At 57.1% G+C, this 12,457-nt stretch carries 9 protein-coding genes; 8 read left to right on the top strand and 1 reads right to left on the bottom strand.

What is annotated here, in order from left to right; all coding sequences use genetic code 11:
• Positions 1-127 precede the first annotated feature (127 nt).
• The 4 genes from EBA31_RS24505 (at position 128) to gntK (ending at position 4,344) form a co-directional block, all read left to right on the top strand.
• Positions 128-823 carry a pirin family protein gene (locus EBA31_RS24505; RefSeq protein ID WP_122080406.1) on the top strand — a complete coding sequence of 232 codons (696 nt, stop codon included), beginning with the start codon at positions 128-130 and terminating at the stop codon, positions 821-823.
• A gap of 131 nt (positions 824-954) precedes the next feature.
• Positions 955-1,950 carry a gluconate operon transcriptional repressor GntR gene (gene gntR / locus EBA31_RS24500; protein WP_020837390.1) on the top strand — a complete coding sequence of 332 codons (996 nt, stop codon included), beginning with the start codon at positions 955-957 and terminating at the stop codon, positions 1,948-1,950.
• A gap of 365 nt (positions 1,951-2,315) precedes the next feature.
• Positions 2,316-3,632: a gluconate transporter gene (gene gntT, locus EBA31_RS24495; protein ID WP_046372451.1), complete on the top strand. Its 1,317-nt coding sequence runs from the start codon at positions 2,316-2,318 to the stop codon at positions 3,630-3,632.
• Positions 3,633-3,816: 184 nt separating this feature from the next.
• Positions 3,817-4,344, top strand: coding sequence for a gluconokinase (gene gntK, locus EBA31_RS24490; RefSeq protein WP_122080405.1), 528 nt, complete (start codon positions 3,817-3,819; stop codon positions 4,342-4,344).
• Between the two features lie 48 nt (positions 4,345-4,392).
• Here the strand turns inward: gntK and EBA31_RS24485 are convergent, their stop codons facing one another.
• Positions 4,393-4,986, bottom strand: a complete 594-nt coding sequence (locus EBA31_RS24485) for a YhgN family NAAT transporter (RefSeq protein ID WP_041415736.1) — start codon at positions 4,984-4,986, stop codon at positions 4,393-4,395.
• 213 nt (positions 4,987-5,199) lie between these two features.
• On the opposite strand from EBA31_RS24485, the gene asd reads away from it, so the two are divergent.
• From asd to glgC, 4 genes are all read left to right on the top strand, one after another.
• Positions 5,200-6,303 (top strand): aspartate-semialdehyde dehydrogenase, encoded by a 1,104-nt coding sequence (gene asd, locus EBA31_RS24480; protein ID WP_122080404.1) that lies wholly within the window; start codon positions 5,200-5,202, stop codon positions 6,301-6,303.
• Between the two features lie 496 nt (positions 6,304-6,799).
• Positions 6,800-8,986 carry a 1,4-alpha-glucan branching protein GlgB gene (gene glgB, locus EBA31_RS24475; protein WP_122080403.1) on the top strand — a complete coding sequence of 729 codons (2,187 nt, stop codon included), beginning with the start codon at positions 6,800-6,802 and terminating at the stop codon, positions 8,984-8,986.
• On the top strand, positions 8,983-10,968 hold the full coding sequence (gene glgX / locus EBA31_RS24470; RefSeq protein ID WP_122080402.1) for a glycogen debranching protein GlgX: 1,986 nt from the start codon (positions 8,983-8,985) through the stop codon (positions 10,966-10,968). The genes glgB and glgX overlap by 4 nt, the downstream gene beginning before the upstream one ends.
• Positions 10,969-10,980: 12 nt before the next feature.
• The gene (gene glgC / locus EBA31_RS24465) at positions 10,981-12,258 is read left to right on the top strand and encodes a glucose-1-phosphate adenylyltransferase (protein ID WP_020837383.1); all 1,278 of its coding nucleotides are present in this window, start codon (positions 10,981-10,983) and stop codon (positions 12,256-12,258) included.
• Positions 12,259-12,457 lie beyond the last annotated feature (199 nt).

Below are 12,457 nucleotides of genomic sequence, written 5' to 3'. Positions count from 1 at the left end.
CTTCAACAAATTCCCTGCCAATGGCTTCGCAACTCCATCTAAATTTTTGAACAGAGGGATGAGTTTTTTACGCTTTCATATTCTGCTGTCAGGACTAGACTGTAAAAAACATTGAGGAGAGTTGAATATGATTTATCTACGTAAGGCAGAAGATCGCGGTCATGCCAATCATGGTTGGCTGGATAGCTGGCACACCTTCTCCTTTGCCAACTATTACGATGCCGATTTTATGGGCTTCTCGGCGCTGCGGGTGATCAACGAAGACGTGATCGACGCAGGGCAGGGTTTTGGCACCCACCCGCATAAAGACATGGAAATCCTGACCTACGTGCTGAGCGGCACGGTAGAACATCAGGACAGCATGGGCAATAAAGAGCAGATCCAGGCCGGTGAGTTTCAGATCATGAGTGCCGGCACCGGGGTGCGTCACTCCGAGTACAACGGCAATAACGATCGTCCGTTGCACCTGTACCAGATTTGGATCATTCCCGATCGGGTCGGGCTGGAGCCGCGCTATGAGCAACGCATGTTTGATGCGCCACAGGGCCGCCAACTGGTGTTGTCGCCGGATGCGCGCGACGGTTCACTGAAAGTGTTCCAGGACATGACGCTGTCCCGCTGGGCATTGAAGCAAGACGAACAGGCAGAATGCCCGATTGAAGCCGGTCGTCGCGTGTGGATCCAGGTGGTGCGTGGCAAGGTAGTGGTCAATGGTCAGCAGGCCGGCACCAGCGATGCTTTCGCGGTGTGGGATGAAGCTGCGCTGTCGATTCATGCCGATGAAGACAGTGAAATTCTGCTGTTCGATCTGCCGCCGGTCTGATAAAGCGGTAAATACTGAGGGCTCACACAGTGAGCCCTTTTTGCGTTGTGACGTCCGATAACCAACAATATCGGCAGCGGTTTTTTTTTGCTAAAATGAGCGCCCATTCACGGTTAGCCAGTTCATTGATAATGAAGAAAAAACGGCCGGTACTTCAAGATGTCGCAGACAAGGTTGGCGTTACCAAGATGACGGTGAGCCGTTATCTGCGTAATCCCGAGCAGGTTTCTGCCATCTTGCAGCAAAAAATTGCCGTCGCGCTGGATGAGCTGGGCTACATTCCCAACCGTGCGCCGGATATCCTTTCCAACTCCACCAGTCGCGCCATTGGCGTATTGCTGCCGTCGTTGACCAATCAGGTGTTCGCCGAAGTGCTGCGCGGCATCGAGAGCGTCACCGATGCGCACAATTACCAGACCATGCTGGCGCACTACGGCTATTTGCCGGAGCGCGAAGAACAGCGCCTGACCTCGCTGCTGTCTTACAACATTGATGGGCTGATCCTGTCTGAACGCCACCATACGCCGCGCACCATGAAGATGATTGAGGTGGCAGGGATCCCGGTTGTCGAACTGATGGACTGCGTTTCACCGTGCATTGACCTGGCCGTGGGGTTCAACAACTTTGAGGCGGCACGCCAGATGACCCAGCAAATCATCGCGCACGGTCATCGCCACGTGGTGTATTTCGGGGCGCGTCAGGATGAACGTACCATTATCAAGCAACAGGGCTATGAACAGGCGATGCGTGAATCCGGTCTCGAGCCGTACAGCGTCATGACCGCGCGTTCGTCGTCCTATTCCGCCGGTGGCGAACTGCTGCGTCAGGCGCAGCGCGATTATCCGCAGATCGACAGTATTTTCTGCACCAACGATGACCTGGCGATTGGCGCGACCTTTGAGTGCCAGCGCCAAGGGCTGTCGATCCCCAAAGATATGGCGATTGCCGGTTTCCACGGCCACGATATCGGTCAGGTGATGGTGCCAAAACTGGCGAGCGTCCTGACGCCGCGTGAACGTATGGGGCAGATCGGGGCTGAACGCCTGTTGGCGCGTTTGCGGGGCGAAACGGTCAGCCCGCGCATGGTGGACGTCGGTTTTACCGTGATCCCCGGCGGCAGCATCTGATCGCTTTTAACTCTTTGTTTCATCAATTTTAATTTGAAAATCGCGCCGCCCGGCGCGTTTTGCTAGTCATCTGTAAGCCCACCGCGCGTTACCCCCATAAGTTTGATCTCTATCCCAGAACGCGAATTTTAGCCCGTTACCCGGTTCCGACACTGCTGTTGTTACCGGTATCATGATACCGGTAACAACGAGGTCAATGACCTTGTGGCGGCGCGATAGGGTCGCTACAGGGAGAAATAGAACCCTTGACTCAGCACCACCTACAGCTCGTCTTCTAACACCGGGAAGAGCCTAAAAATACAACAAACGCGCGCTTTACGGCCTATCGTAAAGAGAGTCTGCGATAAAAAGGTTGGAGAAAAATTATGCCATTAGTGATTGTTGCAGGCGGCGTCGCGCTGCTGTTGCTGCTGATGATCCGCTTTAAGCTGAACGGCTTTATCTCTCTGGTTCTGGTTGCTCTGGCGGTGGGTATCGCTCAGGGTATGCCAGTCGATAAAGTGATCGGCTCCATCAAGGCCGGCGTGGGCGGCACCCTGGGCAGCCTGGCGCTGATCATGGGCTTCGGCGCCATGCTCGGCAAGCTGCTGGCGGACTGCGGCGGCGCCCAGCGCATCGCCACTACGCTTATCGAGAAGTTCGGTCAAAAATACATTCAATGGGCGGTGGTACTGACCGGTTTTACCGTCGGTTTTGCGCTGTTCTATGAAGTTGGCTTCGTGCTGCTGCTGCCGCTGGTCTTCAGTATCGCCGCGTCTGCACGCGTGCCGCTGCTGTATGTCGGCGTGCCGATGGCGGCTGCGCTGTCGGTGACCCACGGTTTCCTGCCGCCGCACCCTGGCCCAACGGCGATCGCCACCATCTTCCATGCCGATATGGGTAAAACCCTGCTGTACGGCACGCTGCTGGCCATTCCGACGGTGATCCTGGCCGGTCCTGTCTATGCCCGTTTCCTGAAAGGCATCGACAAGCCGGTTCCTGAAGGCCTGTATAACCCAAAAATCTTCACCGAAGAAGAAATGCCAAGCTTTGGCATCAGCGTTGCCACCTCGTTGGTGCCGGTGATCCTGATGGCGCTGCGTGCGGTAGCGGAAATGGTGCTGCCGAAGGGCCATAGCCTGCTGCGCTTTGCCGAGTTCTTCGGCGATCCGGTGATGGCGACGTTGATTGCGGTACTGATCGCTATCTTCACCTTTGGCTTGAACCGCGGCCGTACTATGGATGAAGTGATGGGTACCATCACCGACTCCATCAAAATTATCGCCATGATGCTGTTGATCATCGGCGGTGGCGGTGCGTTCAAGCAGGTACTGGTCGACAGCGGCGTGGAGAAATACATTGCCGCCCTGATGGAAGGCAGCAACGTCTCACCTATTCTGATGGCCTGGTCGATTGCGGCTGCGCTGCGTCTGGCGCTGGGTTCCGCTACCGTGGCGGCGATCACCGCCGGCGGCATCGTGGCCCCGTTGATCGCCACTACCGGCGTCAGCCCGGAGCTGATGGTGATCGCGGTCGGTTCAGGCAGCGTGATTTTCTCTCACGTCAACGATCCGGGGTTCTGGCTGTTCAAGGAGTATTTCAACCTGAGCATCATGGAAACCATCAAGTCCTGGTCGGTGCTGGAAACCATCATTTCCGTCTGCGGCCTGGTAGGGTGTTTGCTGCTGGCGACGGTGGTCTAATATTCCTGTCGTTTTTCAGGTTGGCGCAGCGTTGACTGCCACTTGAAATGCAAAGGGAATAGCGAGGTTATCCGGCACCCCGTGGGGGTGTCGGACATTCTTTTGAGTTTGGGGCGCATTTGATGGCGCAGGCGGCGTATCCCGTTGCCAGAACGTACATCTGACTCCGTAAGGGCATGACATTATGAGTAATCCACAGCACCACGTATTTATTTTGATGGGCGTTTCAGGCAGCGGAAAGTCTGCCGTCGCCAGCGCCGTTGCCCATGAAGCTCATGCCGCGATGCTGGACGGAGACTACCTGCACCCGCGCGCCAACATTAACAAAATGGCCGCCGGGCATGCGCTGGACGATAACGATCGCGCCCCGTGGTTGGCCGCATTGAATGACGCTATCTTTGCCATGGAACGCACCAATGACGTCTCTCTGCTGGTGTGTTCGGCGCTGAAAAAAAGCTATCGCGACCGTCTGCGTGAAGGCAACCGCAACCTGCATTTCATCTATCTGAAGGGTGACAAGGCGGTGATTGAAGAGCGCCTGAAGCAGCGCAAAGGGCATTTCTTCAAGCCGCAGATGCTGGTTTCCCAATTTGCCACCCTGGAAGAGCCGGGCGCGCAGGAGCCGGATGTGCAGGCGATTGATATCGATCAGCCGCTGGATGGCGTAGTCGCCGATACTCTTGCCTATATTCGGCATGTTGCAGCCGAGTAATCCGGGCTGCCACCCTAAGCCGGCGCCGCACAGGCGCCCGTTTATTCACTACAGCTTCATGTAAGCCCGCACGCCGTCCAGGAACATCTGGGTCGACAGCATCACCAGAATCAGCCCCATCAGCCTTTCCAGCGCGCTCACGCCTTTACTGCCCAGCAGGCGCAGGAACAAGTCCGACATCAGCAAAATAGCGGCAGAAATCCCCCAGGCAATCAGCAGCGCCACTACCAGATGTGAAATCTGGTTCGGATACTGGTGTGAGAGCAGCATCAGCGCCGCCAGAATCGAAGGCCCGGCGACCAGTGGGATGGCGAGCGGGACCAGGAAGGGTTCTTCCCCGGCGGAAAGCCCGCTGCTGTTGCCCTCCTGCGTAGGGAAAATCATTTTGATGGCGATCAGAAACAAAATAATCCCGCCGGAAATGGACACGGTTTCGGTTCGCAGGTTGAGGAACGCCAGAATTTTCTCGCCGGCGAACAGGAATATCAGCATTAACAACAGGGCGATCAGCAATTCGCGGATCACCACCACCCGGCGTCGGCGCGGTTCCAGATGTTTGAGTACCGACATGAAAATCGGCAAGTTGCCTAGCGGATCCATGATTAAAAACAGCAACACCGTGACGGAAATCATCTCTGTCATCATTACCTCTGCATCTGAAAAACGTGTCGGCCATCCCGACCCACGCACTAACCCATCCCCGATGGCTTGAGAGACAACGGGGTATATAAGAAGGATTGCTGAGAATCGTTCAGCTATCGAATAAATTCACTTTGCGCCTGCGCTGACATTTTGTAAGGTGGAGAGATAGTGCACACAACTTATAGCAGTCATCCTCCAAGGCAGGACAGTCATATGAAAAACGTTGGTTTCATCGGTTGGCGCGGAATGGTCGGCTCCGTACTCATGCAACGCATGACGGAAGAGCGCGATTTCGACGCCATTCGCCCGGTCTTTTTCTCCACTTCGCAGCACGGTTCTGCGGCGCCGGCATTCGGCGGCCAGCAGGGCATGCTGCAAGATGCTTACGATGTTGATGCGCTGAGCGCGCTCGACATCATTATTACCTGCCAGGGCGGCGATTATACCAACGAAATTTACCCGAAGCTGCGTGAAACCGGTTGGCAAGGCTACTGGATTGATGCCGCTTCTTCACTGCGCATGCAGGATGACGCGATTATCATTCTGGACCCGGTCAACCGCGACGTGATTCAGCAGGGCCTGGACAAAGGCATCAAGACCTTTGTCGGCGGCAACTGCACCGTCAGCCTGATGCTGATGTCGCTGGGCGGCCTGTTCGCCAACAACCTGGTCGAGTGGGCATCCGTTGCGACCTATCAGGCCGCTTCCGGCGGCGGCGCGCGTCACATGCGTGAGCTGCTGACTCAAATGGGCATGCTGCATGCAGACGTGGCGAAAGAGCTGCAGGATCCGGCATCGGCCATTTTGGATATCGAACGTAAAGTCACTGCGGCCACCCGCAGCGGCAAACTGCCAACCGATAACTTTGGCGTGCCGCTGGCCGGCAGCCTGATCCCATGGATCGACAAGCAGCTCGATAACGGCCAGAGCCGCGAAGAGTGGAAAGGCCAGGCGGAAACCAACAAAATCCTCAACAGCAGCAGCGTGATCCCGGTTGATGGCCTGTGCGTGCGTGTTGGTGCGTTGCGTTGCCATAGCCAGGCATTCACCCTGAAACTGAAAAAAGACGTTTCGCTGCCGGAAATCGAGCAGATGCTGGCGACCCACAATGATTGGGTGCGGGTGATCCCTAACGACCGTGAACTGACCATGCGTGAACTGACGCCGGCTGCGGTTACCGGGACGCTGAATACGCCAGTCGGTCGTCTGCGTAAGCTGAATATGGGGCCGGAATACCTGTCTGCGTTCACCGTGGGTGACCAGTTGCTGTGGGGTGCGGCTGAACCGCTGCGCCGCATGCTGCGTATCCTGCTGTAACCTGAACTGTACTTCCCGAGGGCTGAGCTCTTTCAGCCCTCAAAAGCCTTATTTTCTTCCTTTTTCTCCGTTTCGGCGCGCTATGGACTAAGTCGCTGCAAAGGGGAGAAAGCACACAAGCCATCGGCACTCCACCATGCGGGCAGCAGCGCAAAGACGCTGTCAGGCTGGCAGTTTTCTTAATGAAGCTTTTTCCTGGTAATGCGGCAATGTTTTTAACTGACATTAGCTATGCTTAAAGGGCTGGCGGATAAATTTTCGCCAGCACCAAAAATAAGCATAAAGAGCGGTATTCGGGTCGGTAGGGTGAAAATTGATCAATAACCGACTGTAATCACGCTTTAGAAACCGAATGAATTGCATGATAACCAAAACGGCTATGGATTAAGCGTTACGCCCTGTGGATCTCAAGGTACAGCCAACGCCGCTGTAACCTGAAAGGCGATGGGCTGCGTGGCCTCTTATAAATCATGCTCTTAATCTTAGGAAGAAGACTATGCCTGTACTTCCCGATCGTGACGTGATTGATCAGCTTTTCTCCGGCAACTCTGCCGATCCTTTTTCCCTGCTTGGCATGCATGCGGTCGATAACGGCCTGCAGGTGCGTGCGCTGTTGCCTGACGCCAGCGAAGTCTGGCTGCGGGATCAGCAAACCGGCCGCCGATTGGTGCAGCTGAACTGTGATGATGAGCGGGGTTTTTTCAGCGCCACGGTGCCGCGCCGTAAAACGCCGTTCCGCTATCAGTTCGATGTGCGCTGGCACGATCACCAACAGGTCGTCGACGATCCCTACCGCTTCGGCACCCTGCTGCAGGATATCGACAGTTGGCTGTTGGCTGAAGGGACCCATTTGCGTCCTTATGAACGTTTGGGCGCTCATCTCGCCACGCTCGATGACGTCGAAGGCGTCAGTTTTGCCGTCTGGGCACCCAACGCCCAGCGAGTCTCGGTGGTGGGGGAATTCAACTTTTGGGACGGACGCCGCCATCCGATGCGCCTGCGTCGTGAAAATGGCATTTGGGAGCTGTTTCTGCCGGGCGTGAAGGCCGGGCAGTTGTACAAATATGAAATCATCGACTGCTACGGCAACACCCAGCTCAAGGCCGATCCTTACGCATTTGAAGCGCAGATGCGACCGGACACCGCGTCGTTGGTCACTCCGTTGCCTGAGGTGGTAGAAAACACCCCGCAACGTCAGCGGGCCAATGATTTTGACCGCCCGATTTCTATCTACGAAGTGCATCTTGGCTCGTGGCGCCGCCACACCGACGATAATTTCTGGCTCAGCTACGGCGAACTGGCCGTGCAGCTGATTGATTACGTCAAGGACATGGGATTCACCCATATCGAGCTGCTGCCGATTAACGAGCACCCGTTTGACGGCAGTTGGGGTTATCAGCCTTTAGGTCTGTACGCGCCGACCCGGCGTTTCGGCACTCCGGCCGACTTTAAGGCGTTTGTGGCTGCGGCGCATCGGGCCGGCATTAACGTGATCCTCGACTGGGTGCCGGGGCATTTTCCCAGCGACGCCTATGGCCTGGCGAACTTCGACGGCACCGCGCTGTATGAATACGCCGATCCGCGCGAAGGCTTTCATCAGGACTGGAATACCCTGATCTATAACTATGGCCGCAACGAGGTGCGTAATTATCTGGCAGGTAATGCCCTTTACTGGCTGGAGCGTTATGGCATAGATGCGCTGCGCGTCGATGCGGTAGCCTCGATGATCTACCGTGATTACAGCCGCGCTGACGGCGAATGGGTGCCGAATTACTACGGCGGTAACGAGAATCTGGAGGCCATCGCCTTCCTGCGTTATACCAACCACACCGTCGGCAAGGAGCGCCCCGGCGCGGTGACGCTGGCGGAAGAATCCACCGATTACCCTGGGGTGACGCTGCCGCCGGAATCCAATGGCCTGGGGTTCCATTACAAATGGAACCTGGGGTGGATGCACGACACGCTTAACTACATGAAATGCGACCCGGTGCACCGAAAATATCATCACAATCAGATGACTTTCGGCATGTTGTACGCCTACACCGAGAACTTTGTGCTGCCGATTTCCCATGACGAAGTGGTGCATGGCAAGAAATCGGTGCTCGACCGCATGCCCGGCGATGCCTGGCAGAAGTTTGCCAACCTGCGCGCCTACTACGGCTTTATGTGGGCGCATCCGGGCAAGAAGCTGCTGTTTATGGGCTGCGAATTTGCCCAGGGGCGCGAATGGAACTTCGACAGCAGCCTCGACTGGCACCTGTTGGAAGGGTTGGACGGTTGGCACCACGGCGTGCAACGGCTGGTGCGCGATCTCAACCATTGCTATCAACAGCAGGCGCCGTTGTATGAGCGCGACTATCGCCCTGACGGCTTTGAGTGGCTGGTGGTGGACGACCACGACAACTCGGTGTTCGCCTTTGCCCGTTACGATTCGCAGGGTAATGAGCTGATTGCCGTCAGCAACTTCACTCCGGTACCGCGCCATCATTATCGCATCGGCATTTCGCGTGCCGGCGAATACCGGGAAATCCTCAATACCGACTCGCATCATTATCACGGCAGCAATACCGGCAATCAGGGCCGCGTGGTGTCTGAACCGATAGGCAACCACGGCCGCGAGCATTCGATCAGCGTGACCGTACCGCCATTGGCGACTATCTACCTGCTGCGGGAGGCGCAATGACTGAGCTGACGCCCGGCATCGCCGCGCCTCTCGGGGCGCGCTATGACGGTAACGGCATCAACTTTAGCCTCTATTCCGCCCGAGCCACGGGGGTGGAACTGTGCCTGTTTGACGAGCAGCAGCAGGAGGTTCGGCTGCCACTGACGGCGCGCAGCGGTGATATCTGGCACGGCTACCTGCCGGGCGGTAAACCGGGGCAGCGTTACGGTTTCCGCGTGCATGGTCCGTTTGATCCTGCGCAGGGGTTGCGTTTTAACCCCAACAAGCTGCTGTTGGATCCCGCCGCACGCGCGGTAGAGGGACCGGTTGCAGATGATCCTTACCTGCATGGCGGCTATGACCGGCCGGATCAGCATGACAGCGCCGAACTGATGCCCAAGTGCGTGGTGATTGACGAAGCTTACGATTGGCAGGATGACCGCCCGCCGGCCACGCCCTGGGGCAAAACGGTGATCTACGAAGCGCATGTGCGCGGCCTGACCTTGCAGCATCCGGAGATCCCACCGGTGTTGCGCGGTAGCTTCGCCGCGCTCGGTCACCCGGTGATGATTGCCTATTTCAAGCGGCTCGGCATCACTGCGCTGGAGTTGTTGCCGGTGCAGCAGCACAGTTCTGAACCGCGTCTGCAGCGGCTCGGACTGATTAATTACTGGGGCTATAACGTACTTGCGCCCTTTGCACCGGATAACCGGTATTCCAGCCTGCGCACTGATACGACGCCGCTGCGCGAGTTTCGCGATGCGGTGAAAGCTCTGCATAAGGCCGGTATTGAGGTGATCCTTGACGTGGTGTTCAACCACAGCGCCGAGCTGGATACCGATGGGCCGACGTTGTCGCTGCGCGGTATCGATAACCCGGGCTATTACTGGCTCACGCCCGACGGCGACTATGTGAACGATACCGGCTGCGGTAACACGCTGCGATTGGATCAGCCACAGGGCGTGGCCTGGGTGATGGACTGTCTGCGTTTTTGGGTGGGCGAATGCCACGTTGATGGCTTCCGCTTCGATCTGGGCAGCGTACTTGGCCGTACGCCTGCGTTCGACCGCGATGCGCCGTTGTTCCAGGCGTTGCTGGCGGACGACCTGCTTTCTCGCTGCAAGCTGATCGCCGAGCCGTGGGATATCGGGCCTGGCGGTTACCAGGTGGGCCAATTCCCGGGGCGCTTCGCCGAGTGGAACGACCATTACCGGGACGATATACGTCGTTTCTGGCTGCAGGACGGCATATCGTTGGGGCAGTTCGCCCAACGTTTCGCCGCTTCCAGTGATCTGTTTAACCAACGCGGGCGTGCGCCGTACGCCAGCATCAACATGCTGACCGCTCATGACGGGTTCACCCTGCAGGACTTGGTCAGTTTTAACCGCAAGCACAACCAACTGAACGGTGAAGGTAACCGTGACGGCAGTGATCGTAACTTTAGCAATAACCACGGTGTTGAAGGCCCGATTGCCGACGATGCCATTTTGCAACGCCGCAGGGCCAGCCGACGAGCGCTGCTCGCCACGTTGTTGCTGTCCCAGGGGACGCCGATGCTGCTGGCCGGCGACGAGCATGGACACAGCCAGCAGGGCAACAACAATGCCTATTGTCAGGACAACGCTATCACCTGGCTCGACTGGGCCACGGCAGATGACGCTCTCACCGATTACACCGCGGCACTGATCCGTTTACGCCAACAAATCCCTGCCTTGCAGCAAGACCGCTGGTGGCAGGAGGGTGACGGCAGCGTGCAGTGGCTGAACGCGCAGGGGCAACCCCTCGACGCACAGGAGTGGGAGCAGGGTGAGCTGCGTTTGCAGATCTGTCTGTCGCAACGCTGGCTGGTGGTCGTGAACGCCACGCAGCAGGCGGTGGAGATGACGTTGCCCGTCGGCGATTGGCAGCTTGTCGCTCCCTTTACTCAGGAAGATTCGCGGGCGGTTTTACCCGCCTGGCACCAGGCTGCGCACTCGATTTGCGTGCTGGTAAAGAAAAAATAAAAGGAGTCAGCTATGGTTAGGTTTGAAAATAAAGACCCCCTGATGTTGGCACGCCAACTGCCGATTAAGTCCGTCGCCCTGATCCTGGCCGGTGGCCGCGGTTCGCGTTTGAAAGATTTAACCTCAACCCGGGCCAAGCCGGCCGTCCACTTTGGCGGTAAATTCCGCATTATCGATTTTGCCCTGTCGAACTGTCTGAATTCGGGCATCCGCCGCATCGGCGTGATCACCCAATACCAGTCCCATACTCTGGTGCAGCATATCCAGCGCGGTTGGTCGTTCCTCAACGAAGAGATGAACGAGTTTGTCGATCTGTTGCCGGCCCAGCAACGCCTCAGTACCGAGCACTGGTACAAGGGCACGGCGGATGCGGTGTACCAGAACCTGGATATCATTCGCCGTTACGACGCCGAATATGTGGTGATCCTGGCGGGCGATCACATCTACAAGATGGATTACTCGCGCATGCTGATCGACCACGTGGAGAAGGGCGCGCAATGCACCGTTGCCTGCTTGCCGGTACCCCGTGAGGAAGCCAGCGAGTTCGGCGTGATGGAAGTGGACGAAAACGATCTGATCCTCGAGTTCCTGGAAAAACCCAGCAACCCGCCGCCGATGCCGGGCAACCCGGATATGTCGCTGGCCAGCATGGGGATCTACATCTTTAACGCTGACTACCTGTTCCAACTGCTGGAAGAGGACATGTCGACGCCGGGCTCCACCCACGATTTCGGCAAGGATCTGATCCCGAAAATCACCGCCCAGAAAGCGGCTTGGGCGCACCCGTTCACGCTGTCCTGCGTGACCTCCAACCCCGATCTGCCGCCGTACTGGCGTGATGTGGGTACGCTCGAGGCCTACTGGCGCGCCAACCTCGATCTGGCTTCGGTGACACCAGAGCTGGATATGTATGACCGTGCCTGGCCGATCCGCACTCATATGGAACCGCTGCCGCCAGCCAAATTCGTACAGGATCGTTCCGGTAGCCACGGTATGACCATGAACTCGCTGGTGTCCGGCGGTTGCATCGTCTCCGGTTCGGTGGTGGTGCATTCGGTGCTATTCCCGCGGGTGCGGGTGAACTCGTTCTGCACCATCGACTCTACCGTATTGCTGCCGGACGTTAACGTCGGCCGTTCCTGCCGTCTGCGGCGCTGCATTATCGACCGTGCCTGCCATATTCCCGAGGGCATGGTGATTGGCGAAAACGCCGACGAGGACAGCAAACGCTTTTATCGCTCGGAAGGTGGCATTGTGCTGGTTACGCGCGAAATGTTGTCAAAGTTGTGAGTTAAGGTAGTCGGCAGCAAAAACTGCCGCCTGCCGCTATATATATCCAAAATAATTCGAGTTGCTTGTAGGCGGTAACTGAGTGAATCCCCAGGAGCTTACTCAAGTAAGTGACTGGGGTGAGTGAAGGCAGCCAACACCCAAGCAGCTTGAAGTATGACGGGTATAACGGACTGATGGCTTGCACAACGCGGGATTA

Origin of the sequence: Serratia sp. P2ACOL2 (assembly GCF_003691565.1) — a bacterium.
Classification (GTDB): Bacteria; Pseudomonadota; Gammaproteobacteria; order Enterobacterales; family Enterobacteriaceae; genus Serratia; species Serratia liquefaciens.
Note: the sequence above shows the minus strand (reverse complement) of the source record. Positions and strands in the feature narration are given on the sequence as shown.